The sequence below is a fragment of the Micromonospora humidisoli genome (genome assembly GCF_016900955.1).
In the GTDB taxonomy this organism is placed as follows: Bacteria; Actinomycetota; Actinomycetes; order Mycobacteriales; family Micromonosporaceae; genus Micromonospora; species Micromonospora wenchangensis.
The window spans coordinates 604,014-627,518 of the sequence record NZ_JAFEUO010000004.1; the positions used below are offsets into that span (position 1 = coordinate 604,014).

At 69.6% G+C, this 23,505-nt stretch carries 22 protein-coding genes and 1 other RNA gene; 5 read left to right on the forward strand and 18 right to left on the reverse strand.

The genetic code is table 11. The features are described 5' to 3' along the window. Positions 1 to 157 precede the first annotated feature (157 nt). The 4 genes from JQN84_RS17520 to JQN84_RS17535 all read right to left on the reverse strand — a co-directional run bounded on the left by JQN84_RS17520 (position 158) and on the right by JQN84_RS17535 (position 2,442). Positions 158 to 934, reverse strand: coding sequence for a glycosyltransferase family 2 protein (locus JQN84_RS17520; RefSeq protein WP_307821277.1), 777 nt, complete (start codon positions 932 to 934; stop codon positions 158 to 160). Next, positions 922 to 1,743 carry a GntR family transcriptional regulator gene (locus JQN84_RS17525; protein WP_204959411.1) on the reverse strand — a complete coding sequence of 274 codons (822 nt, stop codon included), beginning with the start codon at positions 1,741 to 1,743 and terminating at the stop codon, positions 922 to 924. The genes JQN84_RS17520 and JQN84_RS17525 overlap by 13 nt, the downstream gene beginning before the upstream one ends. A gap of 149 nt (positions 1,744 to 1,892) precedes the next feature. Next, entirely contained in the window at positions 1,893 to 2,090 is a 198-nt protein-coding gene (locus JQN84_RS17530) for a precorrin-4 C11-methyltransferase (protein ID WP_307821278.1), read from the reverse strand. Positions 2,091 to 2,229: 139 nt separating this feature from the next. Beyond that, complete coding sequence (locus JQN84_RS17535; RefSeq protein WP_204959413.1) at positions 2,230 to 2,442, reverse strand: hypothetical protein; 213 nt, start codon at positions 2,440 to 2,442, stop codon at positions 2,230 to 2,232. 674 nt (positions 2,443 to 3,116) lie between these two features. On the opposite strand from JQN84_RS17535, the gene JQN84_RS17540 reads away from it, so the two are divergent. Beyond that, a complete protein-coding gene (locus JQN84_RS17540) occupies positions 3,117 to 3,539 on the forward strand; it encodes a GntR family transcriptional regulator (RefSeq protein WP_204959414.1) in 423 nt (140 codons plus the stop codon). A gap of 60 nt (positions 3,540 to 3,599) precedes the next feature. Here JQN84_RS17540 and JQN84_RS17545 read toward each other — a convergent pair whose 3' ends face one another. Next, positions 3,600 to 4,643 carry a DNA cytosine methyltransferase gene (locus tag JQN84_RS17545; RefSeq protein ID WP_204959415.1) on the reverse strand — a complete coding sequence of 348 codons (1,044 nt, stop codon included), beginning with the start codon at positions 4,641 to 4,643 and terminating at the stop codon, positions 3,600 to 3,602. A 136-nt stretch (positions 4,644 to 4,779) separates the two neighbouring features. Between JQN84_RS17545 and JQN84_RS17550 the strand changes: the two genes are divergently transcribed. After that, entirely contained in the window at positions 4,780 to 7,038 is a 2,259-nt protein-coding gene (locus JQN84_RS17550; protein WP_239485695.1) for an ATP-binding protein, read from the forward strand. 549 nt (positions 7,039 to 7,587) lie between these two features. Here JQN84_RS17550 and rnpB read toward each other — a convergent pair. Further along, positions 7,588 to 8,005: RNase P RNA component class A (gene rnpB, locus JQN84_RS17555), an RNA gene on the reverse strand. Between the two features lie 136 nt (positions 8,006 to 8,141). On the opposite strand from rnpB, the gene JQN84_RS17560 reads away from it, so the two are divergent. After that, positions 8,142 to 8,903, forward strand: a complete 762-nt coding sequence (locus JQN84_RS17560; protein ID WP_204959417.1) for a sulfite exporter TauE/SafE family protein — start codon at positions 8,142 to 8,144, stop codon at positions 8,901 to 8,903. 16 nt (positions 8,904 to 8,919) lie between these two features. Here JQN84_RS17560 and JQN84_RS17565 read toward each other — a convergent pair whose 3' ends face one another. Then, positions 8,920 to 10,152 carry an MFS transporter gene (locus JQN84_RS17565; protein ID WP_204959418.1) on the reverse strand — a complete coding sequence of 411 codons (1,233 nt, stop codon included), beginning with the start codon at positions 10,150 to 10,152 and terminating at the stop codon, positions 8,920 to 8,922. 72 nt (positions 10,153 to 10,224) lie between these two features. On the opposite strand from JQN84_RS17565, the gene JQN84_RS17570 reads away from it, so the two are divergent. Next, the gene (locus tag JQN84_RS17570; RefSeq protein WP_204959419.1) at positions 10,225 to 10,704 is read left to right on the forward strand and encodes a MarR family winged helix-turn-helix transcriptional regulator; all 480 of its coding nucleotides are present in this window, start codon (positions 10,225 to 10,227) and stop codon (positions 10,702 to 10,704) included. A gap of 408 nt (positions 10,705 to 11,112) precedes the next feature. Here the strand turns inward: JQN84_RS17570 and mctP are convergent, their stop codons facing one another. From mctP to JQN84_RS17605, 7 genes are all read right to left on the reverse strand, one after another. Beyond that, positions 11,113 to 12,768 (reverse strand): monocarboxylate uptake permease MctP, encoded by a 1,656-nt coding sequence (gene mctP / locus JQN84_RS17575; RefSeq protein ID WP_204959420.1) that lies wholly within the window; start codon positions 12,766 to 12,768, stop codon positions 11,113 to 11,115. Positions 12,769 to 12,886: 118 nt separating this feature from the next. Then, entirely contained in the window at positions 12,887 to 13,129 is a 243-nt protein-coding gene (locus JQN84_RS17580; protein ID WP_204959421.1) for a DUF3311 domain-containing protein, read from the reverse strand. A gap of 197 nt (positions 13,130 to 13,326) precedes the next feature. Then, entirely contained in the window at positions 13,327 to 14,538 is a 1,212-nt protein-coding gene (locus tag JQN84_RS17585) for a bifunctional RNase H/acid phosphatase (protein WP_204959422.1), read from the reverse strand. Positions 14,539 to 14,542: 4 nt separating this feature from the next. Further along, positions 14,543 to 15,280 (reverse strand): zinc ribbon domain-containing protein, encoded by a 738-nt coding sequence (locus JQN84_RS17590; protein WP_204959423.1) that lies wholly within the window; start codon positions 15,278 to 15,280, stop codon positions 14,543 to 14,545. Further along, the gene (locus JQN84_RS17595) at positions 15,277 to 16,107 is read right to left on the reverse strand and encodes a Nif3-like dinuclear metal center hexameric protein (RefSeq protein WP_204959656.1); all 831 of its coding nucleotides are present in this window, start codon (positions 16,105 to 16,107) and stop codon (positions 15,277 to 15,279) included. The genes JQN84_RS17590 and JQN84_RS17595 overlap by 4 nt, the downstream gene beginning before the upstream one ends. A 90-nt stretch (positions 16,108 to 16,197) precedes the next feature. Then, on the reverse strand, positions 16,198 to 16,779 hold the full coding sequence (locus JQN84_RS17600) for a flavoprotein (RefSeq protein ID WP_204959424.1): 582 nt from the start codon (positions 16,777 to 16,779) through the stop codon (positions 16,198 to 16,200). Between the two features lie 16 nt (positions 16,780 to 16,795). Continuing rightward, a complete protein-coding gene (locus tag JQN84_RS17605) occupies positions 16,796 to 18,022 on the reverse strand; it encodes a helix-turn-helix domain-containing protein (RefSeq protein WP_204959425.1) in 1,227 nt (408 codons plus the stop codon). Positions 18,023 to 18,272: 250 nt separating this feature from the next. Here JQN84_RS17605 and JQN84_RS17610 point away from each other — a divergent pair, with 250 nt between their 5' ends. Continuing rightward, entirely contained in the window at positions 18,273 to 18,944 is a 672-nt protein-coding gene (locus tag JQN84_RS17610; RefSeq protein WP_204959426.1) for a bifunctional DNA primase/polymerase, read from the forward strand. A gap of 360 nt (positions 18,945 to 19,304) precedes the next feature. Here JQN84_RS17610 and JQN84_RS17615 read toward each other — a convergent pair whose 3' ends face one another. From JQN84_RS17615 to JQN84_RS17630, 4 genes are read right to left on the reverse strand one after another with little or no spacing between them, the layout of a single operon-like run. After that, complete coding sequence (locus JQN84_RS17615) at positions 19,305 to 20,027, reverse strand: FAD:protein FMN transferase (protein ID WP_204959657.1); 723 nt, start codon at positions 20,025 to 20,027, stop codon at positions 19,305 to 19,307. A 48-nt stretch (positions 20,028 to 20,075) separates the two neighbouring features. Continuing rightward, on the reverse strand, positions 20,076 to 20,666 hold the full coding sequence (locus tag JQN84_RS17620) for an FMN-binding protein (RefSeq protein WP_204959427.1): 591 nt from the start codon (positions 20,664 to 20,666) through the stop codon (positions 20,076 to 20,078). Positions 20,667 to 20,679: 13 nt separating this feature from the next. Then, positions 20,680 to 22,101 (reverse strand): ferredoxin reductase family protein, encoded by a 1,422-nt coding sequence (locus tag JQN84_RS17625; RefSeq protein ID WP_204959428.1) that lies wholly within the window; start codon positions 22,099 to 22,101, stop codon positions 20,680 to 20,682. After that, on the reverse strand, positions 22,098 to 23,489 hold the full coding sequence (locus JQN84_RS17630; protein WP_307821280.1) for a DUF1501 domain-containing protein: 1,392 nt from the start codon (positions 23,487 to 23,489) through the stop codon (positions 22,098 to 22,100). Before JQN84_RS17630 ends, JQN84_RS17625 begins: the two co-directional genes overlap by 4 nt. Positions 23,490 to 23,505 lie beyond the last annotated feature (16 nt).

Here is a 23,505-nt window from a genome sequence, read left to right on the forward strand (position 1 = left end):
GGACGACGAGAAGGATTGTGGCTGCGACGGACTACGCCGCGAGAGGCAAGGACGGGTGTTAGGCGAATTCAATTCGCATTGAAAGCGTGAATCGCCGAGACATCTATGCGACGGAGTTGGAGGAGGCTGATGCCCAGGGACGCCCGGGGCACGAGGGCTATGCCTCAGCTTCGCCGTCGAAGCCGTTGGGGATCATCGAGGTCAGGGCGTTGGCTCTGGCCTCGATGATCTTCATGCGGGCTTGGTACTCGGCGGGTTCGCGGTGTGCGGCTTGGCTGGTGACCTGGCCGGGCCACTTGCGGTACAGCAGGCCGTATTCGCGGGTGAAGTAGCCCGCGCTGACGGCGTTCGCGGCCAGGAGCAGGCCGGTGTCTTCGGAGGCGGGTAGGGCCATCCAGCCGCCGAGAGCGAAGACGAGATCCCGGCGTAGGCACAGTGTGGCCGGGTGGACGGATGCCCGATAGTCGTTGGCCTGCCAGAACGCCAGGACCGCGCCCCGTTCGATGACCCCGCCGGCCGGGTCTTTGTCCCATCCGGCGGTCGATCCGTCGGGAAGCAGGTCGAGTACCCGCGAGGTGGTCCACCCGATCTGCGGGTGCGCGTCGAACGCGGCGATGTCCCGAGCAAGCGCGCCGGGGGTCAACTGGTCGTCAGCGTCAAGAACCTTGATGAGGTCACCGTCAACACGGGACAACGCAAGGGTCCGGGCAACACCAGGCCCACCGGGACGCCCGGTGCCGAGGCTGATCCGTGGGTCGTCGGGCAGGATGTCGGTCAGGGCTCCGGTCTGTCCGTCTTCCTGGACGAGCCATTGCCAGTCCCACCCCGGCGGCATCTCCTGTTTGGCCAGCGATGCGTACGCGCCAGCCAGGTACTCGATGCTGGGCGCGTGGACCGGGGTGATGACCGAGACGAGCTGCGTCAAGTTTTCCACCGCTGGAGTTTGTGGGAGTAGACAAGCTCGGTCCGGTCCCCCGGCATCACCACGTCAGCGACCTCGACCACCCGGCCGGTGGTGTCGACGGAGGTCTTGCGCACGGTGAGCACGGAGACGCCCGGGTCGATGTCCAACAGTTCGGCCTCATCCGGCGACGGGGGCCGGGCGCGGATCTCGTCGTCGATGCGGTCCAGCTCGATGCCGAGGGTGTACAGCTGGTGTTGCGTGCCGCCGGGCCAGGGTTCCTTGCCGGCGTCGAGCAGGTCCGGGTTCGCGGCGACCAGGTCGTAGGGCAGGTAGGAGTACGACACGGTCAGCGGTGCGTTCTCGTGCCGCGAGGACGTCCAGTAGACCCGGCGCAGCAGCGGCGTACCCGGCTCGACCTGGAGGGCCGCCGCCATCTCCTCATCGGCATTCACGCGGGTGTACTCGGCGTGGAACTTCAGGTCATCGACGGTCAGGCCGGTGTCGTGCTCGGTCGCGCCGGTCTTCAACCGTTCGTCCTCGTCGAGCAGGACCCGGTCCTTCTCCCACTGGTACCGCTCGGTGTTGCGACGGCGTACCCGCTGGCGGGGTGCCCGCACGTAGGTGCCGCGCCCCTGCTCCGCCCGGACCAGGCCCCATTCGCGCAACTGGCGGATGGCGTTGCGGACGCTCGTGCGGGACAGCCCAGACGACTCGGCCAGCTCGGTTTCGCTGGGCATCAGCGTGCCGGGGGCAAGCTCCCCGCTCATGATCTTCGCCCGCAACTCTTCCGCGAGTTGCAGGTAGCGAGGGCGCCAGTCCCGGCCATGCACACCGGTCACCGTACCCCCTAGACGTTCCAACGTCTGCCAGGTGGTCCCCCCAGCCGGCCGCTCCGGCACCGCCGGCACCACCACCGCCCCTGCTCGCGGAGCCTGCCCACGACGCCCACCAGGACCACGCGCCCCAGCGCCCCGCCGGCCGTTGGCGTTCACCGCGTCTCTCCCGTCCGCCCGTGTCGCCCGGTCTGTGCCTGCATCGCCTGGCGGGCGTGGGTCAGTTCCTCGATGAGCCGGTCGACGTGGGACAGCGTCAGGAGCACGGTTTGCGTGGTGCCGAAGTGGGTCGCGTCGAGCTTGATCGCCGGGTCGCGGCGGGTGAACCGGTCGATGAGCAGTTGCAGACTCACCCACCCGGTCCCCTCCCTCCCGATCGTGGCCAGGTACCCCCGGTGCATCGGATCGTTCGGCCCACAACCCCGACACCACGGCGGACACACCACCGGCCGAGGCCACGCCGGCAGCCGCCGGTTCATCATCGGAAAGCCTTCATTCATCGCCGGCCCCCTGCCCGCCGACCTGCGCCAGCAACCCGCGCAACTGCTCCACCAGCTCCGCCGCCTCCGACAGCGACAACTCCGCCCAGGCGTTCCCCGCCCGACACGACGCGTGCACGCACACCAGCGGAGCGCCCGCAGTCTCCGCACTGATCAGGTACGTGACGACGAGCCCACTCGCCCGCTTCTCACCAACTCGGAGCATGTGGCCACGATGACGACGGGCCATGTGCGCCATCACCGGCGGCACCAGGTAACCGCACCGCTCCGGCGTACACCAGTCCGGGTGACTCGCCACCGGGGCCGGCTTGCTCGGGCGGGTCATCGTGTCCACCGCCCGCCGTGCCCCCGGTGCGCCTGAGCCACCGTCATCAACGGCGCATACCGCAGCACGGGAAGTTCCCGCGTAACACCGACCGACCACCACGGCGCAGGGCCCATCGATCCGCCGGACCACGCCGACGGCGTGGCGCTGCTGGTGGTCGGGATCGGCGTACGTCTGCGGGGCCACCAGGACGACAACCAACCGCGTCGACGATGAGAGCCGGACATCGCACCTCCACAGGTAGACGAGGAACCGGCGGCCGACCACGAGATTGGTTGTGGCCGACCGCCGGCCCGGATGAAGGCACGGCGCACCGTCCGACGCCGGACGGGTCGGGTATCACCGAGCCAACTTGTCTACGCGGCTACCGCAACCGGTCCCACAGGACGCCGCGCATAGGTGCGGCCAGGGCCGACACCGCAACCACCCCTGACACGAGCCGTCACCCCGGCCGCACACCAGGAAACGTATCTACAAGTGGACGAGTTGTCTAGACGTCGAAACACGTCGCTTGCTTGGCACTTGGTACAACAAGTGCCAGGTACGGTGAACAGGTGCCCACCCCGCACTACGGACAGCCCCGCTACCGCACCATCGCCGACGAACTTAAACGCCGCATCGAGGGCGGCACTATCGCGCCCGGAGCTCTCTTACCAGCCGAGAGCGCGCTTACTGCCGAGTTCCGGGCAAGCCGCGGCACCATTCGGCAGGCCATAGCCGTATTACGAGATGCAGGCGCAGTGACTACCGAACACGGTAGGGGAACCTACGCAAACCCGCACCGCATCATCCACCAGTCAGATCACTCAAACGACCTTGAAGCAACGCAGCGCGAAATTTCCGCAGATTCAAAGCTTGCAGCCATCTTCGGGGTAGACGAAGGATCACCTTTGACCGAACACGAATTCGTGACGCGAAAAAATGGCAGAGCGCACAAAGTCATCCGCGTATATCAGATTGACAGATCGATGACTTAGCTATATTTCGATCCGTCCAGCATACAACAACTCGCAGCAATTGACAGGCAATTCGTCACTTCAGAGAGACTTCTTCAGAAGCTCTTTAACCGCTTCGCCAAGCACTTGCGCCATTCGCACTGGCACGGCATTTCCAATTTGTCGCTCAATAGATCCAAAATCGCCAGAGAAATGGTAGCTTGGGGGGAAAGTCTGAAATGCTGCAGCTTCGCGTAATGTAAGTCCCCGATGTTCGGTCGGGTGTATGAACGAACCACAGGCAGGGGTAACGCAGCGCGTCGTCATCGTTGGAGCAGGCGCATCAAGCCGAACCCGACCATAGGAAGCAGTCGCGCTTCTTTTCTTAAGGTTTACGTGGCAACTAAGCTGATGCTCTGCCGGCAGGTCAAATCGCGTGCCTCCGACGGGGACCGCCGAAATGCGGGCGACCACCTTTGACGAGTGAGTGCGGTGTCTGTTGAGCGCGTCGTCAGCAGGAACACTCTTGCCAAGTTCTTCCAGTGCGTCTCTTGCAGTTTTAGGCTCTTCAACAAGCCAGTTCCCAAGCAGTGAAGGGAGGGAGTTCGGAAGTTGGGCTCGACGCCCACGTATCGCAATCATAATTAAGCGACGCCGCCGTTGCGGCACGCCCACATCTGCGGCATCCAGCTTGAAGGAGGTAAGAGAATAGCCGATTCTCTCTATTGCCAGCTTTATCCGACTGAACCGCGAGTCTCGCTCCAATCCGGGCACGTTCTCCAATAGAACGGCGGCAGGGCGCAAAGCTCGAACGAATCGAACGACATCTAGCACCAAGTCATTTCGCGCGCTGTCGCTCGGCGACTCGTCACGTCGCGCCAAGGTGGAGAACCCCTGGCAGGGAGGGCACGCCTTGAGAAGGGTTAGACCGCCTGACTCAAGCCCTAGCTCACGCCTGACCTGGCTAGCGGTCAGCTCGCGTATATCTCGCTGCCATAACCTAGTAGCAGGGTGGTTCATCCGATAGGAGGCTGCGGCGGTGGGGTCGACCTCCACTGCGCCGATCACGTCGTAGCCGGCAGCACGAAGACCTTCGGTAGCACCGCCCGCCCCAGCAAACAAGTCGATGCATGTCAGGCGGTCCACGGGGGGGATGATACATGATCAATGGTCAGACTTAAAGCGTGACGTACTGTAAGTTTTACGTCTACAACCGGGTAGCGCTCCCGTCACTCCATGAGTAACGATACTTCCTTACACCATGGAGGGTCAGGTGCAACGAATGCAGGAGCCGGCTGAATTTGCAGGTGGGGAAGCTTTGGGTCAGCCCATCGAGACTACATCCCACCGCGTGCCGGCGATGCGTCGGCCTGGTGACGCCGAGCCATCGAAGCCCAAGTACACGATGAAGATTAGCCGTCTCACGATCGACAAACTGGGCATCAAGCTTTACGACCGCGTGACGGCGGTTCTGGCAGAGTTGATCGCTAACTCATATGACGCGGACGCCGAAAAGGTTGAAATCACCCTACCTTGGGGAGTATTTCTAAGTTCCAGCGGATCAAAAACAGGCCCGGCAGACACCCTGATCGACGTATCAAGCGCTGACGACTTGCCTGGTTCAGGCACTTTTGCCGCGCCACCTCAATCACCACTCGTAGCCTATGAAGATGCGCAACCCGTTGTAGCCACTTATGAGATCACCATTGTGGATGACGGCCACGGGATGACTGCAGACGAGCTCAATCGTCACTACCTATCAGTAGGGGCGGACCGTCGCAAGCGCACCGGCAGCGATAAATCTAGAGATAAACTACGGCCCGTAATGGGGCGAAAAGGCATCGGGAAGCTCGCGCCCTTTGGCATATGCCAGACCGTCGAAGTAATAACCGCAGGCGGAGAAGAGAGCCCAAGAGGCTACCGCGTTTCTCACATCGTGATGAAGCTTGCGGAAATGCTCGCAGACACCGATGCAGAGTACAACCCAGAGCCGGGCGAGCTTGACGGCACTTATAAGGAAGAATCCGGCACTACAATTAAGCTTCGGGATTTCTTCCGCAAGCGGGTACCCAGTCGAGAAGAACTAGATCGTCAACTGTGTGCACGATTCGGTCTAACCCGCGATGACTGGAAAGTGACCATCTATGATTCGCTCAGCAGCGGTGCCCCCTTTGAGCTAGGCACGCTTAAGATCGATTACCTTGAGGATACGCAAATCGATCTAAGCGGGCGGCCAGTCCCGTATGAAGATACCTTCCTGCCCGTTACTGGCTTCGTGGCATACGCACGCAAGCCATACAAAGACCCCGCAATGGCCGGGGTCCGCATTTATGCCCGAGGGAAGATCGTTGCCCAGACTAGAGACTTCGATATCGGAGCGGGCTTCACTGGCGAATTTAAGATGCGCTCGTATCTAGTGGGGGAAATCCATGCTGAATGGCTAGACCAAGAGGACGATCTCGTGCGCTCAGACCGCCAAGACATCATATGGGCGTCTGACCAAGGTGAAGCCTTAAGGAGCTGGGGCCAGCGCCTGATAAAAGAACTTGGCAAGCAGGCAGAGAAGGCTCTCAGCAAGGAAAAGTGGACCGATTTCAAACAGAAGGCCCAGCTTGACAAAAAGCTGGGAAAGATATCAGCAAAAGAGCCCGAGCTCCGCGACTCTGTAAATGAGGCGGCTAAACTTCTGGTAAAGGATGTTGATCCGGAAGCCCTTGAGGATCAGGACCATGTGGACCGAATTGCCGACCTCGCTATAGCCATTGCTCCGCACCGCACGCTTCTCGGCACTCTCCGGGAAGTCGCAGAAACGACAGCTACGACAATCGATGCAGTGATGGTGCTGTTCCAACGCGCCCGCCTATTGGAAATGTACTCACTCGGCCAGGTTGCAGAAGAGCGACTGGATGTTATCGCCAAGCTGGAAGAACTCGTTGCGGACCGGTCCACCCTGGAACGACCCCTGCAAGAACTGATCGAACAAGCCCCGTGGATTCTTGCACCAGAGTGGACGCCGCTCGGCATGAACGAATCGCTTAAACGCGTTCGCGCAAGCTTCGAGTCCTGGTATTTCAAGAAGTTCGGTCAAACTGTCGTAACCTCGGCCATCGACAACGAGAGGAAAGAGCCAGACTTTGTAATGCTAAACGACTCTGGCGTTCTTTGGATTGTGGAAATCAAGCGGCTCGATTACCATCTCACAAATGGCGAGTACGCGCGAGGAGTCGACTACCTGCAAGCTCTAGAAGATTTCCTCGACCACAACCCCGAACTTGGCAACCAGTTCCCAATTCGTCGCCTGACGTTTGTCGCAGACCACATCGACAGCCTCGGAGCGGTGGCAAAGTCTTCACTAGCATCGGATCCGCGGGTGTCACATCAGACCTGGCACGGGCTCTTAGATCTAACAAAGCGCGCCCATAAAGACTTTCTGGCCAGAGTAGACGCGATCAAGGCAGGCCAGCTTTCGGAGCCTTCAGACGAAACTGGCGACGTACTGTTCGAGGTGGATGGAGATGGTGCAGTAAATATCGTCACCTAGCGACAGGTTAGGCACAACTGCCGAATAGCTCTGTTATGGATCAAGGCACCGCGCTCCGCGCGGTGCGGGGCGGCAAGCCCGGCCGGCGGCAAGCCGCCCCGGACGCCTACGGCACCGGGGCGGTGAGCCGCCGACAGCCGCCGGGACACCGCCCGCCAAACAGAGGGACCAGGCCCAGCGAGGCCGTGACGGAAGCCGGCGGGTCGGCCTGGTCCCATGGTCGGGGCTTCCGGCTGCCGCGCCAGTCCAACCCCGGGACTGGCTTGCCACTGGCTCATCCCATCGCGGTACCCAGCTCCACGGCCAGGACGTGCCCGACCCTCCCCCGCAGCCGCCAGCCGCACCCGGAAACGCACGCGCCGACCCCACGAAGGCCCCCACGACAATGCAGCACGACCCGGCCCAAGGACACAGCACTCAGGGCGTCTCCAGGGCGTCAGGGCGTCCACAGGGCGTCAAACGCCGGCCAAAGTTGACCAACGACGACCATCGACGCCCGAACATAGAACCAGCTCAGGGCCATGATCACGGCTCTGAGCTGGTGGGCGACGGACGAGTCGACCTGTACGCCGGATTCTGTGCGCGGCGCGTACCCCTCGCGGGGTCCGCACCGGCGGCGGCCATCCATCTCGGCCTGCCGTCGCCGGCAGGCTCCTGCGGCCTACCCGCAGACATCGGGCGGGCAGCCCTCAAGCGTCTGCGCCGGGTCGTCAACGTGCGGTGACGCCCTTGCTTGGCCTTGCTCCGGGTGGGGTTTACCGAGCCACCCCGGTCACCCGGGGTGCTGGTGGGCTCTTACCCCACCGTTTCACCCTTACCGTCCCCGAGTGGGGTCGGCGGTCTGTTTTCTGTGGCACTGTCCCGCGGGTCGCCCCGGGTTGCCGTTAACAACCACCCTGCCCTGTGGAGTCCGGACGTTCCTCGGCGGCGGGCCGCAGCCCGCCGACGCGACCGCCCGGTCGACTCGTCCGTCGCGTTCCCATCCTAACGGCGCGGCGTCCCGCACCCATCCCACCCCGGGCCGGGCCGCAACGAAGCCGAAAATGGTACGCGGTCGACTCGGTGGAGGGGCTCTGATCAGGGCCTACTAGCCTCTGGGCACCATGGAGCTCTCCGATGCCGTACTGCTGGTCGTCGCCGGTCTCGCTGCGGGCACGGTGAACGCGGCGGCCGGCGGTGGTTCCCTGATCACCTTCCCGGCGATGATCGCGGTCGGTATCCCGCCGGTGGCGGCCAACGTCAGCAACTCGGTGTCGGTCTTCCCCGGCTACGCGGCGAGTGTGGCGGGCAGCCGGATGGACCTGCCGCCCCGGCGGACGCTGTGGCCGTTGTTGCCGACGGCGGTGCTCGGCACAGGGGTCGGCTGCCTGCTCCTGCTGGCCACCCCGGCGCGGGCGTTCGACCTGGTGGTGCCGTTCCTGGTGCTCGGAGCCACTGCGGTGCTGGCCTTCCAGGGGCCGCTACGCCGGCTGGTCGGCCACCCGGCCGAGTTGGGCCCGCGCCGCCGTACCCTCACGGTGCAGGCGATGGTCGCGGTCGGCACGGTGTACGGCGGCTATTTCGGCGCGGCGCTCGGGGTGATGCTGGTGGCCGGCCTGGCCCTGGTGCTGGATGCGACGCTGGCCCGGGTGTCGGCGGTGAAGAACCTGCTCTCGGCCGTGGTGGGGTTGACCACGCTGGTGGTGTTCGCCCTGTTCGGGCCGGTCAACTGGGCGGCGGTCGCGGTGGTCGCGCCGGCCACCATGCTCGGCGGGTACGTGGGGGCCCGGGTGACCCGCCGGCTGCCGCCGGTGGTGCTCCGGACCCTGATCGTCTGCTTCGGCACGGCGATCGGCCTCTACCTGCTCTGGCGGGCGCTGGGCTGAGCGGCCACCGGCCCGCTCAGTACGCCTCGCCGACCGGTTCCTCGGGGGCGTGCTCGGCCTGCCGGGCGGCCCGGTTCCAGCGGGACCAGCGCAGCCGTTCGCCGTAGCCGGCAGCCATCAGGTGAGCGAAGGCCAGGTAGACGAGCAGCCCGACGGCGAGCACCCCGAAGCCGACCCAGAACGGCAACGCCAGGCTGTGCTCGGCGAGCTTGCCGGACAGGATCGGGGCGGGTGCGGCGGCCCCCCAGCGGACCAGGTTGAACGCGCCGGTGGCGACCCGCCGGTCGGCGGAGCCGAGGCCGAGGGCCAGGTCGGTGAGGTTGGCGTTGGCCAGGCCCATGCACAGGCCGGCGACGACGAGCACCACCAGCGACTCGACGGTGCCGGTCGAGGTGGCGAAGAGGACCATGCAGGCCAGCAGGCCGAGCAGCGCCACCCCGACGGTCTGCACCGCGCCGATCCGGTGGGCGAGCCGGTGGCCGATGAGCAGGATGCCGGCGGCCAGGCCGAGACCCCAGCCGGTGAACGCGAGGCCGAGCGGGATGACGTCGAGGCCGAGGAAGAGCGGCGTGTAGCCGAGCACCACGAAGAAGACGAAGTTGTACGCGGCGGTGACCACGCAGAGGATGAGGAACGCCGGCCGGCGGTAGGTGGCGAAGATCTGGCCCAGCCGTACGGGCGACTGCCGGTGGGTCGGCTCGCGGAGCCGGCGGGCGGCCACCAGCAGGGCGAGCACCATGAACATGCCGCAGACGAAGAACGGCAGCCGCCAGCTGATCTCGCCGAGCAGGCCACCGATCAGCGGTCCGATGGCGAAGCCGAGGCCGAGCGCGGTCTCGAAGAGGCCGACCACCCATTCCCGGTCGTTGGCGAGGTTGACCAGGACCACCATGGCGGTGGCGAAGAACATCGCGTTGCCCAGTCCCCACACGCCGCGCAGCACGGACAGTTGCACGATGTCGTTGCTGAACGAGGCGGCGATGGCGGCCAGCCCGACCACGGAGACGCCGGTGACGAGCACCGGCTTGAAGCCGAAGCGTCCGCTGGCCAGGGTCGCCGGGATCATCCCGACCGCCATCACCGCGATGTACGCGGTGAAGAGCAGTTCGACCTGCCAGGCGGTGACGCCGATGGCGGTGCCGATGGCGGGCAGGATGGGGTCCACCACGGCGATGCCGGCGATGGCGAGGAAGGCCACCAGCGTGGTGGCGTAGATGGCACTGCGGTGGGGCTCGGTACGCCGGTCCACTCCGCGCTCTCCCGTCCGGCCGAAGCCGCATATAACTGCATCGTACAGGTAATTCCGTTGTATCGTACAGCTATGAGTGACGACCACGCGACGCGAACGGAGTCGGACGAGGCCGCCCTCGGTCGGATCGAGACCGAGGTGGCCCTGCTCATGCGTCTGGGCGAGGCCACCCGCCGGGCCACCGGCAGCGCCGAGCACCGGGTCCTCGACCGGGCGGCGTACGTGATCCTGCGCCACCTCGACGCCTCCGGCCCGCAGAACGTCTCGGCGCTGGCCGCCCGGCTCAACCTGGACGGCTCCACGGTCACCCGGCAGGTCTCGGCGCTGCAGCGCGACGGCCTGATCGCCCGCGCCCCCGACCCCGCTGACGGGCGGGGCACGGTGATCTCCCCCACCCCCGCCGGCCTGCACCGGATGGCAGCCGTCCGGGCCGCCCGGACCCGGCTCTACGGCGACATCCTGGCCGACTGGACCCCCACCGACCGGGACACCCTGGCCACCCTCCTGACCCGCCTCAACCACGCCCTCGACTCCCGCACCCGCCGCCGCTGACCTTCTCCCCTTCCCCGCTCCCCTCCCCCGCTCCCCCGCCCGACCCCGGTGATCAAGAGGTTTACGTCACCTCCACACCGGAAGTTGACGCAAACCTCTTGATCACCGCCCCCCACCCGCCCCCACCCGCCCGGATGGTGGCCGACGGCCACGTCGGTCGCGTGATCAAGAGGTTCGGGTCAATTCTCGGCGGGATGTTGACGTAAAGCTCTTGATCAACGGGGGCGGGCGGGCACCCCGCTCCCGGAGCGAGCCCGGGGCAGCCCGACCGGGGCAGCCCGACCGGGGCAGCCCGACCGGGGCAGCCCGACCGGGGCAGCCCGACCGGGGCAGCCCGACCGGGGCAGCCCGACCGGGGCAGCCCGACCGGGGCAGCCCGCTTTGGGAGCGGGGCGTCGGGGGTGGGGGTCAGGCGACCGGTTCGCGGGCGGAGTCGGCGTCGCGGTCGGGGCCGGGGGTGACGCGGGGGTCGCCCTCGTCGGCGAAGTAGTCGTCGGGGGTGGTGCCGTCCACGCCCTCGGCCACCTTCGCCGCCCGCAGCACCAGCGTGACCAGCGCCGCCACCACCAGGTTCACCAGCACGGCGACGATGCCCACGTAGATCGTCTTCTTGGTGTCGAAGCCGAAGTCGGACAGCGGGAACGCCGACCCACCGAAATGTGCGCGCTTCGACGCCGGGTTGGGGATCTGGTAGAGCATCCACATGCCCAGCCCCATGCCGGCCACCCAGCCGGCGATCAACGCGCCCCGGTGGAACCAGCGGGTGTAGAGGCCCAACGCCACCGCCGGCAGCGTCTGGAGGATGATCACGCCACCGATGAGCTGGAGGTCGATGGAGAACTGCGGGTCGAGGAAGACGATGCAGGCCACCGCGCCGACCTTGACCACCAGCGAGGTGATCTTCGAGACGTTCGCCTCCTGCGCCGGGCTGGCGTCCCGCTTCAGGTACTCCTTGTAGATGTTGCGGGTGAACAGGTTCGCCGCCGCGATCGACATGATGGCCGCCGGCACCAGCGCGCCGATGCCGATCGCCGCGTACGCCACCCCGGCGAACCAGTCCGGGAACTGCTGGTCGAACAGCACCGGCACCACCGTGTTGCTGTCGACGGTGCCCTCCTTCGCCCCGGGCAGCGGCTTCACCCCGGCCGCGATCGCCATGAAACCGAGCAGCGCGATCAGGCCGAGCAGCAGACTGTACGCCGGCAGCGCCGACATGTTCCGCTTGATCACGTCCCGGTTCCGGCTGGCCAGCACGCCGGTGATGCTGTGCGGGTAGAGGAACAGCGCCAGCGCCGAACCGAACGCCAGGGTGACGTACTGGAGCTGGTTGTTGGCGTTGAGCAGGATGCCGTCGTTCGGGTTCGGCGAGGCGGCGAACTTCGCGTCCGCCGCGTCGAAGATCGAACCCCAACCCCCCAGCTTGTACGGCAGGTAGATCACCGCCACCAGGATCACGACGTAGATCAGGCTGTCCTTGACGAACGCGATGAGCGCCGGGGCGCGCAACCCGGACTGGTAGGTGTAGGCGGCCAGGATCGCGAAGGCGATGATGATCGGCAGGTGCCGCGCCACCGCGCTGTCCCCGGTGACCCCCATCGTCTTGAGCACCGCCTCGATGCCCACCAGCTGCAACGCGATGTACGGCATGGTCGCCACGATGCCGGTGATCGCGATCAGCAGGGCCAGCACCGGCGAGTCGAACCGGCGGCGGACGAAGTCGGCCGGGGTGACGAACCCGTGCCGGTGCGACACCGACCAGAGCCGGCAGAGCACCAGGAACACCAGCGGATAGATGACGATCGTGTAGGGCACGGCGAAGAACCCGGCCGCGCCCGCGCCGAACATCAGCGCCGGCACCGCCACGAAGGTGTACGCCGTGTAGAGGTCACCGCCGACCAGGAACCAGGTGATCCAGCCGCCGAAGCTGCGCCCGCCCAGCCCCCACTCGTCGAGGTGTGCCATGTCCTTCGGCGCCCGCCACCGGGCCGCCACGAAACCCATCCCGCTGACCAGCAAAAAGAGTGCCGAGAAAACGATGATCTCGGTCAGATGATCACGCCACATCAGCAGACCACCTTCGTTCGCGACTGCGGGGCTCGCAAAACCGGCTCACTCCTCACGCTCACTGGGGCCCCTTTCGTTCGCGACTGCGGGGCTCGCAAAACCGGCTCACTCCTCGCGCTCACTGGTTTCCCCGCTTCTTGGTCATCTGGTAGACCAGCGTGGTGGTGGCCACCCCGAGCAGGATCCAGACCAGTTGCAGCCAGTAGAAGCGCGGGAAACCGAACAACCGGGGCGCGTCCGCGTTGAACAGCGCCGGGATCAGCGGCACCACGATCGGGATGAAGAGCAACCAGTTCCAGGGGCTGTGGTCCTTCGCCCTGGACGACGCCGTGCGCGGCGTCTCCGGTTCGGCAGCGGTCATCTGACCTACCTCCGGTAGTCGTTCCGGCCAGTAACGGCCGGACGCTACGACCCGGTGCGGCCAAGCACGATCAATTGGCGCTTGACGATGCGCCCAACGGTGTTCCGGCTGCGCCGAACGGCACGACGAACGGCGCGGCGCATCGACCGCCGACGAACCGGCCCGGGAATCCCGGGCCGGTTCGGGACGGTCCGGAATCAGCGGACCGGAAGGTGGGCGGTGTCGTTGACGGAACGGACCGCGACGCCCCCGTCGGGCCACATGTCGAGCACCGAGATACCCGCCGCGTCCAGGTAGAGCCGGTGCAGGAGGGCGTCGCCGGCCGCGAGGGCGTCGCGCAGGGCCAGCTTGATCGGCGAGACGTGCGAGACGACCACCACGGTCTCCCCCGGGTACGCCTCCCGCAGCTCCACCATCGCCCGGTCGACCCGCTGCCCGACCTCGGTGAACGACTCACCACCCGGCGGGGCGACCCGGGTCGAGGCGAGCCAGGCGTCCAGTTCGCCGGGCCACCGGTCCCGCACCTCGGCGAAGGTGTGCCCGTCCCAGTCGCCGAAGTCGCACTCGATCCAGTCGTCCTGTGGTCGTACCGGCAGACCGCCGAGCGCGGCGGCGATCGCCTCGGCGGTGGCCGTACACCGGGACAGCGGTGAGCTGAGCACGGCCGCGACGGACGGGGCCAGCGCGGCCACCCGGGTGGCGGTGGCCCGCGCCTGGGCCTGACCGGACTCGGACAGCGGCACGTCGGCGCGGCCGGCGTAGCGGTGCTGCACGGTCCACTCGGTCTCCCCGTGCCGGACCAGGATCAGCCGGGTGGCGGTGAAGCTCGGCCTCGGCTCCCAGGACGCCTTGGTGGTCGCCGGGTCGGTGCCGGTGGACCGGGTGGCGGCACGGGCGGCCACCTCGCGGGCCTGCGCCCGGCCCGGCGAGTCGACGCCCGCCACCACCCGGGACGCCTCGCCGCCGGCCGGCACGGGCGTCGCGCGGGACGGTTTGCCGGCGGCGGTGTCCATCGCCGCGTTCGCCAGGGCGTCGGCGTGCCGGTTGCGGTCGCGGGGGATCCAACTGAACCGGACCGACTCGAAGCGGTCGACCAGCGCGGCGGCCCGCGCGGCGAGCGGACGCAGCCCGGGGTGTTTGATCTGCCACCGGCCGCACATCTGCTCGACCACCAGCTTCGAGTCCATCCGGGCGTCGACCTCGGCCGCACCCAGCTCGGCGGCGGCCTCCAGCCCGGCGATCAGACCGCGGTACTCGGCGACGTTGTTGGTGGCCGTCCCGATCGACTCGGCCCGTTCGAGCAGCACCTCGCCGGTGGCCGGGTCCCGGACCACGGCACCGTAACCGGCCGGCCCGGGGTTGCCCCGGGACCCGCCGTCGGCCTCGACGACGACCGCGCGCACCGCCACCGGGCTACAGCCCCGACTCGTTGGTACGCACCATGATCCGGCGGCAGTCCTCGCAGCGGACCACCTCGTCCGGGGCCGACCGGCGGATCCGGGCCAGGTCGGCGCCGGACAGCTCCAGCCGGCAGCCGCCGCAGCGGCCGGCGGTGAGCAGCGCCGCGCCGAGGCCGGTGTCCTCACGGATCTTGTCGTAGAGGGTGACCAGGTCGGCGGGGAGGTCGGCGGCGAGCGGCTTGCGCGCGCCCTGCTTGAACTCCTCCTCCTTGGCGATCTCGGCCAGGTTCTCGTCGCGGCGCTGCTCGACGGCGGCCCGCCGGTCCCTGGCCTCGGCGATGCGGGTCTCGATCCCGTCGAGGGTCGCCTGCGCCGTCTCCCGCTGCTCCATCAGCTCCAGCTCGGCGTCCTCCAGGTCACCCTGGCGACGGTTGAGCGAGACCAGCTCGTGCTGGAGCGCCTCCAACTCCCGGGCCGGCCCGCTGCCGCTGGCCAGCCGGGCCTCGTCCTTGCTCTTGCGGGCCCGCACCTGGTCGATGTCCTTCTCCAGGCGGGCGATGTCCCGGTCCAGGTCGTCCACGGCGACCTGGGCGCGGACCCGCTCGTCCTCCAGGGCGGACAGCTCCCGGGCCAGCCCCTCCAGCTCCGCCCGCTCGGGCAGCGACCGGCGGCGGTGAGCGAGCTGGGCGAGTGTGGTGTCGATCGCCTGGAGGTCGAGCAGGCGGCGCTGGACCTGGGGTTCAGCCTTCACGGTCGGGGCTCCTTGTCGTCCATCGCGGGTGCGGCGGCGTGCACGGTCCACGGGTCGGTGTCCAGGTCGGACACCACGGTCTCGACGCCGAAGCCGGCCCGCAGGTGGGCGGCCACGTCGTCCAGCCAGGGTCGTTCGGTCGCCCAGTGTGCGGCGTCCAGCAGGGCGGGCCCACCGGCGGCGAGGTGCTCACCGGCGGGATGGTGCCGCAGGTCGGAGGTGAGGAACGCGTCCGCACCGGCGGCGGTCGCCGCGGCCAGGAAGCCGTCGCCGGAGCCGCCGCTGACCGCGAGGGTACGCACGATACGCGCGGGATCGCCTCCGGCGCGAACCCCCCAGACGGTGGCCGGCAGGACGGCGGCGGCGTGCCCGGTCAGCTCGGCGAGCGTCAGCGGGGCGGGCAGCTCGCCGATGCGGCCGATGCCCCGGCCGCCACCGGCGGACGGGGAACCGGGGGCGGACGGCGCGAGGGGACGCAGACCGGTCAGCCCGAACCGGGCGGCCAGCGCGTCGGAGACGCCCGGCGCGGCGATGTCGGCGTTGGTGTGCGCCACGTACAGGGCCACCCCGGCGCGGATCAGGTCGTGCACGATCCGCCCCTTCCAGGTGGTCGGGGCGACCGAGGAGACGCCGCGCAGCAGCAGCGGGTGGTGCGCGACGATCAGGTCGGCACCGGCGGCGAGCGCCTCGGCGACGGTCTCGGGGACGACGTCCACCGTGCCGAAGACGCGGCGGACCGGGTCGGTGGGCTCACCGAGCACCAGACCGACCCGGTCCCACTCCTCGGCCCAGGCGGGCGGGTAACGCCGATCCAGCTCGGCAACCACATCGGCGACGGACGGCGGGGACGCGGTTGTGCTCACGGCCGGTCAGCTTACCGGCGCACGGTGCCGGCCACGCCCACGCCCGTCGCCGGGTCAGGCCGCCGAGGTGGCCCGGGAGCGGCCCGGTAGGGCCGCCACCGCCGCCTCCCAGGGGAAGGCGTGCAGGTGCCGTTCCCCCGTACCGGGTGGGTGCAGTGGGTAGACGTCGTCGCCGAAGAGCACCGTGGCGCCCCACTCGGCCAGCCGGCGCAGGCCGCTGATGAAGGCCGGGTGCGCGGCCATCGCCACGTTGGTGAACGGCACCACCACCACCGGTACGCCCCGGCCCTGCCCCTCGACGAGCAGACCCAGCGCCAGCGTGTCGGTGATCCCGGCCGCCCACTTGTTGACCGTGTTGACGGTGGCCGGGCAGACCAGCATCGCGTCGGCCGGGGGCAGCAGGTCCGGGTCGCCCGGGTTCTTGTAGTGGGTGCGCACCGGATGCCCGGTCTGCCGGGCCAGCGCGGCCCGGTCGACGAACTTCGCCCCGTCGGGCGTGGTGACGACGCAGACCTCCCAGCCGTCGTCCTGGGCCAGGCCGACGAGTCGGTCGAGGTGACGGGCCAGCGGCGAACCGCAGGCGATGACGTAGAGCACTCCGCGGTGCTCACTGCTCTGGTGGGGGCTGCCGCTCATCCGGCCGCCGCCGTGTTCATACTCCGACTCCCATCTGCTCAGCCAACTCCGCAATCGGCGCGGGCAACGCACCACGTGTGCGACGCAGCACGTCGGTCATCACTTCGTGGGCGATGGGTCGGCAGCGGATCTCGGACGGGGCGAGCCGGTCGCCGCGCAGCAGCATCTCCCCCGCCATCGCGACGTCACCGAGCTGGGCGTAGCCCCGGGCCAGGTCGAGCAGGTGGTGGGCCCGCCGCTCGGGCAGCAGCCCGTTGAAGCTCGGCTCGGGGATGCGCTGGTGGATCTCCACCGCCCGCCCGCCGTCGCCCAGCTCCACGGCGGCGGCGGCCCGGTGTAGTTCCAGGTTGGTCGGGCCGAACGAGGTCCAGTAGTGGTTCTGGTCGCTGCCGAGCATCAGCGCCGCCTCGCCTGCCCCGTACAGCAGATCCTCGACGGCGTCGGAGTCGCCGAACCGGGCGGCGGCCATCGCCCCCTGCAACAGCAGCATGCCGTAGACGGAGAGCCGGTCCGGCGTGCTGTCGTTCATGCCGCCGGGGGCGAGCTGGTTGGCGATGCTGAGGTTCAGCTCCAGCGCTGGCCGGGCCCGGCCCATCGCCACCAGCGCGTTGCACACCCGGGCCGTGGCGACACCGGCCAGCAGCTGGTCGTCGGCGCGCTGGGCGACCGCCATCGACCGGTCGGCGGCCAGCCAGGCCAGCTCGCACTCGCCCAGTTTGCGCAGCACCGAGGAGGCGATCTGGTAGACCTGCCCGAGCAGGTGGGCGGCGTCGCGGCCCGGCTCGCCACCGTAGCCGGCGTCGGCGGCCTGGGCGTCGCGCAGCAGTTTCGGCAGCGCCCGGGTGAGCATCGCGTAGCGGCCGTACTGGTAGGTGAGCCAGGCGTGGGTGACGGCCTTGCGCAGGTCGGTCAGGGGCGGCGGGTACGACACCCCGTCGAAGTACGCGGTCATCGAGGAGTACTGCTCCAGGGCGGCCCGGATCTCCTGCACCTCGAACTGGTCGATGCAGCTCATCGCGTCGGTACGCCGTTCCGGGTCCTTGCCGAGCAGCAGTTGCACGTCGATCCGCAGGATCACGGCGATCTCGTACAGCACGGAGAACTTGTCCAGCCGGCGGACCCCGCGTTCGACCTTGTCGACCCAGCTCTTGGACTTGCCGAGTCGGTCGGCGAAGACCTGCTGGGACATCTTGCGTCGCCCGCGCCAGTAGGCCACCCGTCGCCCGATCGGAAGCTCGTCCATCTTCTGCCGTTCCTCCCCCTCGTGGGTCGTCCGGTCGGGCTCCGGACGCCCCACGCCGGGCGTCTCCGATCCGTCCGCCCAGGTTGCCGCTGGTCGCACAGCGTGTACGTCACACGTACAGCCAGTTCTCATACCTTCGTGCAAGTTGCACGAGCCGTTCGTCAGGTCAAACGATCCCGGATCACGACAGTGACGGCGCTCGACGTGAGGGGTGGCGGTGACCGGTCGAAGCCAGAGGAGAGCACGGGACATGTGGGGGAACGTCGGGCCACGGGTCGCCCAGCTGGCACCGATCGAACGGGTGCGCCTGCGCCGGATCGCCGTCCGGTACGCGGTGCACGGCTGGGAGGTGACCCCCGGTGCCTGCCTGGCACGCAGCCGTTTCGTGTGCGGCCGGGCCGGTTGTCCCACCGTCGGCTGCCACCCCGCGCTGGAGAACTGGGAGCGGGGGGCGAGCACCGACCCGGCCCGGGTGGCCACCTGGTGGCGCAGCCGCCCGCACGGGGTGCTGCTGCCCACCGGCCGGGCGTTCGACGTGCTGGAGGTGTCGGCGCACCTGGGCCGGCGACTGCTCGACGCCGTACCCGGGCACCCCGCCGGGCCGGGCGTCCGGGGTCCGGTGGTGGTGACCCCGACCGGGCGGTGGATGTTCCTGGTCCGCCCCGGCGACCCGCTGCGCCCCGAGCTGGAACACTGCTTCCACGTCGTCCGGCACGGCACCGGCTCGTGGATCCCGGCGCCCCCCACCCGGCTGCCCGAGGGCCCGGTGCGCTGGGCGGTCGCCCCGGAACAGGCCCGCTGGCGGCTGCCCGACTCGTACCTGTTGCAGAACAGCCTGATCGACGCCCTGCGGGCCGACGGGGTGACGCTGACCCCGGAGCTGCTGCCCGGCCAGCTCCCCCTGCCCCGGCGCGGCCACTGACCAGCCAGCCCCACACCGGCCGGCCACCGGACGGACGGCCGCTGACCGGCCGGCCGCAGGCGGCGGGACGTGGCCGGGTCGGGTTCCCGCCAGCGTCCCCGCCCACGCCGGACTCGTTGCACACCACGACGGCGCGCACGCGCCACCGGAGCGGGGGTACGACATGGCCAGGGACGAGATGCGGCACACCGGCGGCACCGAACCGCCGTACCGGCGACGGCCCCGCCACTGGTCGGACACCCGGCCGGCCGGCTCCCGCCCGGGTCGCCCCCGGCCGACCGGCTCCCGACCGGCCGGCACCCACCGCACGGCCCGGTGAACGCACCCACCGGCAGGTGACCCCGCCACCACGTCGACGCCTCAGTCGGCCAGCGGCAGGGCGGTCGACCGCAGCAGCCGCCCGTCGTCGGTGACCACCGCGTGCAGGTGGCCGGGGAGCCGGTCGAGCCAGCCGATGCCGGCCACGCCCATCGCCACCGCCGCCGTGGCGTACGCGTCGGCGACACCCAGGTCCGGGCCGACCACGGTGACCGAACGCAACCCCCGGGCCGGTACGCCCCGGCGCGGATCGAGCACGTGGTGCCCCCGTTCGTAGACGCCCGAGGTGGCGACGGCCAGGTCGGTGCCGGTGAGCACCAGGCAGGTGGCGTCCGCGTCCCACGGGTGCCGCACACCGATCCGCCACGGCAGCCCGGACGACGAGTGCCCGCGTACCCGGACGTCGCCGCCGGCGTTGAGGCAGTGGTCGACCGCCCCGGCGGCCACCAGCCGGTCCGAGGCGACCTGGGCGGCCCAGCCCTTCACGTAGCCGGAGGGGTCCAGCCGGCCGGTGGCGTACGCGTCGAAGAAGCCGTCGGTGCCGGCCCACAGGTCGGCGCAGCGGGCCAGCACCGCGCGCAGGTCCGCCGACGCCCCGGCCGGCGGCAGGTCCCCCCGGTCGACGCGGCGCACCTCGCTGTCCTCGCGGTAGGTGGTGAACCGGGCGTCGACCTCCCGCAGCCAGCGGAACGTCTCGTCGGCCAACTCCCGCAGGGTGGCGGCGGGCAGGTCGGTGGCGAGGTCCAGGCTGATCGCCGTACCCATCACCTGTTCGACCCGGCGCAGGCCGGGCCGGGTCGACGCCGCGCCCACCTAGCGGGCCTGGTCGAGGGCGGCCTGCAACGACCGCCGGTAGCCGTCGCTGGTGGCGGTCGCCTGGGAGACGGTGTCCAGGTTGGCGTCCTGCTGGCGCACCACGTCGCCGGTGGTGCCGCTGTAGGCGGCGTCGACCCGGTCGCTGCGCAGGTCGGACTGGCCGCCCTGGGGCAGTTCCAGGGCCACCGCGTCGACGATCCGGGTGCCGGCGACGGTGATCCGCACCTGCACGTTGCCGAACTCGGTGGAGACCACCGGGCCGGTGACCGTACGGGTGGTGGGCTTCGGCGCGGTGGTCCGGCCGGCGGCCGGGGTGCGGCGGGCGCCGGCGTCCCCGCCGGGGGTGGTCCGTCGGGTGGCCGGGGTAGGGCTGACAGTGGCGTCGGGCCGGCCGGTCGGCCGGGGTGTCGCGGCGGTCCGCTGCGGCGTCGCACCGGGGGTGACCGGGTCGGTGCGGTCCGCCGTGCCGACCGGCGCACCGGCTGGCAGGTCCACGGCGACCTGGCGGTCCTGCGGTGCGCCCTTGAGCACCACCAGGGCGGTGGTGCCGGCGGCCAGCCCGGTGATCGCGAGCAGCGCGCGACGCATGTCAGGTGTCCTCCTACAGCTCGAACGGGGCGAGGTGGATCTGCCGGCGGGGCACGCCGGCCTGCCGGAGCATCCGCACCGAGGAGTCGACCAGCCCCTGCGGCCCGCACAGGTAGACGTCGCGGCGGGTCAGGTCGGGCACCAGCCGGCGCAGCCCGTCCGGGTTCATCACCTGGCGGGGACCGGCGTCGTCGCGGGAGCCGACGACGTACCAGACGTCAGTCCGCCGGGCCTGGGCCAACCAGTCCAGCTCGTGCTGCAACAGCACGTCGGCCGGGGTGCGGGCCCGGTAGATCAGGGCCGCGCCGGCGGGCAGTTCCTCAAGCATCGCCCGCAACGGGCCGATGCCGCTGCCGCCGGCGATCAGCAGGGCCCGGTCCCGGGTCCGGTGCGCGGCGGTGAACGTGCCGGAGGGCCCCTCCGCCCAGACCCGGGTGCCCGGGTCGAGGTCACGCAGGTCCCTGGTGTGCCCGCCGACCACCTTCACGGTCAGCCGCAGCCAGCGGCCGTTCGCGGCGGCGGAGAGCGAGAACGGGTGCGACTGCCACCAGCAGCCCCGGGCCAGGAACCGCCAGCGCAGGTACTGCCCGCCGAGCGGGTCGAGCTGGTGCAGCCGGCGGCCGGTCAGGTAGATCGAGACGGTGTCCGGGCTCTCCGCCACCACGTCGGCCACCCGCAGCCGGTGCCGCAGGTTGAGCAGCACCGGCGCGACCAGCCGACCCCACACCAGGGCGGCGGCGACCAGCAGATATGCGGCAATCCAGCCGGTGCGGACCGGGCCGGGCGGGAAGAGCTGCGCGCCGTTGCTGAACTGGTGGCCGAAGCCGAGCAGCAGCGCCAGGTAGCTGGTCAGGTGCAGGTGGTACCAGAGTTCGTAGGGCAGCGCCCGGCGGACCGCCCGGATGCCGGTGCCGCCGACCAGCACCAGGATGCCGGCCGCGGCGAACGCGGACACCATGTCGTCGAAGTCGCGCAGCAGCACCCCCGGCTGGGCGGTAACCGGGTTGCCCTGGGTCCGCGCGTAGCCGACCACCAGCAGCGACAGGTGCGCCAGCACCGCCACCAGCAGGGTCGCGCCGAGATCCCGGTGCACCCGGGACAGCCGCTCGCCGCCGACCCCGCGTTCCAGCACGCCGAGGCGGCTCATCATCAGCACCTGCACCAGCAGCAGGTAGCCGGCGACCAGACCGGTGACCCGACCGGCGGCGGTGAGCACGTCGGCGGTGCCGGCCAGCGAGCCGGCCGGGGTGTCCAGCCACCACGGCAGCACCGCGGCCACCAGGCCGGCCCAGAACAGCCCGGACAGCACCCGCCGGCCGGCGGACCCACGCCGGGGCCGGGCCGGCGGCGGGGATACGGACGCAGCCGGCCGGCCGGCGTACCGGGACGGCTCCCGGGTACGCCGACCGGCGGCGTGCGTGTCCCGGTAGGTCACGCGTAGAGCTTCATCGGGGTGTACTTGCGCCGCGGGAAGATCCGGTCGACCTGGGCGGTGGTCAGCCCGAACCGGCCCTGCGCCACCGCGCCGTAGACGTCGAACATGTTGTTGTACTCGGGGACGTCCCCCGAGTCCAGATCGCCCAGCCCGTCCCAGCGGCCCAGCAGTGAGCCGGCGAGCTTACGCCCGGACAGGATGGTGACCACCCCGCCGTGGCCGTGGTCGGTGCCGCCGCCGTTGGAGGCGACCCGACGGCCGAACTCGCTCGACACCATGATGGTGACGTCGGCGGCCCGGTCGCCCAGGTCGGTGAAGAAGGCGGCCATCGCGGTGGCCAGCTCGCCGAGGCGTCGGTGCAACTGGCCACCGGAGCGGGTGCCCTGGTTCTCGTGGGTGTCGTAGCCGCCCATCCCGACCGTGGCGACCCGGACGTTCGCCCCGCCCTTGATCAGCTGGGCGAGCTGCCCGAAGGCGTAGCCGACGCCCTCGTACTTCACGCCCTCCGCCGGCTGGTACGGCTTCGCGGCGAGCTGCTGGGCGGTCGACAACGCGCCCATCCCCTCGATCACCGCCTCCTCCACCGGGTGGTTGATCCCGGTGAACAGGCCCCGGATCGCCTTCTCGGTGGCCGCCCGGTAGCGGTCGTCGCCGTTGAGCCGCAGCGAGCCGACGCTGTTGAGCGACAGCGCGCCGTTGGTGCCGACCAGCGAGCGGGGCAGGGTGCTGCCGATGCCGACGCTGCGGAACGCGGTGCCCTTGCCGAGGGAGTCGACCAGGCTGTCCAGCCAGCCCCGGCCACCGGTCTCGTTGGGCAGGCCGCCCAGGTTGCAGGCGTCGGCGGCCTGGAAGTGGCTGCGGGACAGCCGTTCGTCGGAGGCCGCCGGGACGAACCCGAGCTGGCCGGCCTTGAGCCACTTCTCCAGCGGGGCGAACGCGCTGGTCAGCTTGAAGCCCCGGCCCAGGGCCAGTGAGTCGTCGCCGAGCAGCAGGTCGGGGCGGGCCTTGGCCAGCACCGGGTCGTCGGCCGGGGCGACCAGGCTCAGCCCGTCCAGCCCGCCGTAGAGGAACACGTGGATCAGGGTGCCGGTCCTCGTCGCCGCGAACGACGCGGAGGTGGTGACGAACTGGGCGGTGGCCAGCGCGGTGGCGGTGGCGGCGGCCCCGGCGACGAAGGTCCGTCGGGTCACCCCGCGCCCGTCCTGCTGGGCCTCCTCCAGGTCCTCCAGTCGGCGGTAGCGGTCGGCCTCGGCGGCGTTCTCGGCGGCGACGATGTCGGCCTCGGCGCGCAGCAGCGCCTGCGCCGGGTCGTCGGCGAGCCGACGCAGGTCGGGGCACTCGGGGTGCAGGGGGAACGCGGGCACGGTCTTCTCCATCGGGTGCGTCACCGGCTTCTCCATCGTC

Bases quoted from the DNA above. Each gene is read 5' to 3' on its own strand.
- JQN84_RS17535 (WP_204959413.1), bottom strand. From the start codon at position 2,442: ATGCTCCGAGTTGGTGAGAAGCGGGCGAGTGGGCTCGTCGTCACGTAC.
- JQN84_RS17550 (WP_239485695.1), top strand. From the start codon at position 4,780: ATGCAGGAGCCGGCTGAATTTGCAGGTGGGGAAGCTTTGGGTCAGCCC.
- JQN84_RS17560 (WP_204959417.1), top strand. From the start codon at position 8,142: ATGGAGCTCTCCGATGCCGTACTGCTGGTCGTCGCCGGTCTCGCTGCG.
- JQN84_RS17570 (WP_204959419.1), top strand. From the start codon at position 10,225: ATGAGTGACGACCACGCGACGCGAACGGAGTCGGACGAGGCCGCCCTC.
- mctP (WP_204959420.1), bottom strand. From the start codon at position 12,768: ATGTGGCGTGATCATCTGACCGAGATCATCGTTTTCTCGGCACTCTTT.
- JQN84_RS17580 (WP_204959421.1), bottom strand. From the start codon at position 13,129: ATGACCGCTGCCGAACCGGAGACGCCGCGCACGGCGTCGTCCAGGGCG.
- JQN84_RS17600 (WP_204959424.1), bottom strand. From the start codon at position 16,779: ATGAGCGGCAGCCCCCACCAGAGCAGTGAGCACCGCGGAGTGCTCTAC.
- JQN84_RS17605 (WP_204959425.1), bottom strand. From the start codon at position 18,022: ATGGACGAGCTTCCGATCGGGCGACGGGTGGCCTACTGGCGCGGGCGA.
- JQN84_RS17610 (WP_204959426.1), top strand. From the start codon at position 18,273: ATGTGGGGGAACGTCGGGCCACGGGTCGCCCAGCTGGCACCGATCGAA.
- JQN84_RS17615 (WP_204959657.1), bottom strand. From the start codon at position 20,027: ATGGGTACGGCGATCAGCCTGGACCTCGCCACCGACCTGCCCGCCGCC.
- JQN84_RS17620 (WP_204959427.1), bottom strand. From the start codon at position 20,666: ATGCGTCGCGCGCTGCTCGCGATCACCGGGCTGGCCGCCGGCACCACC.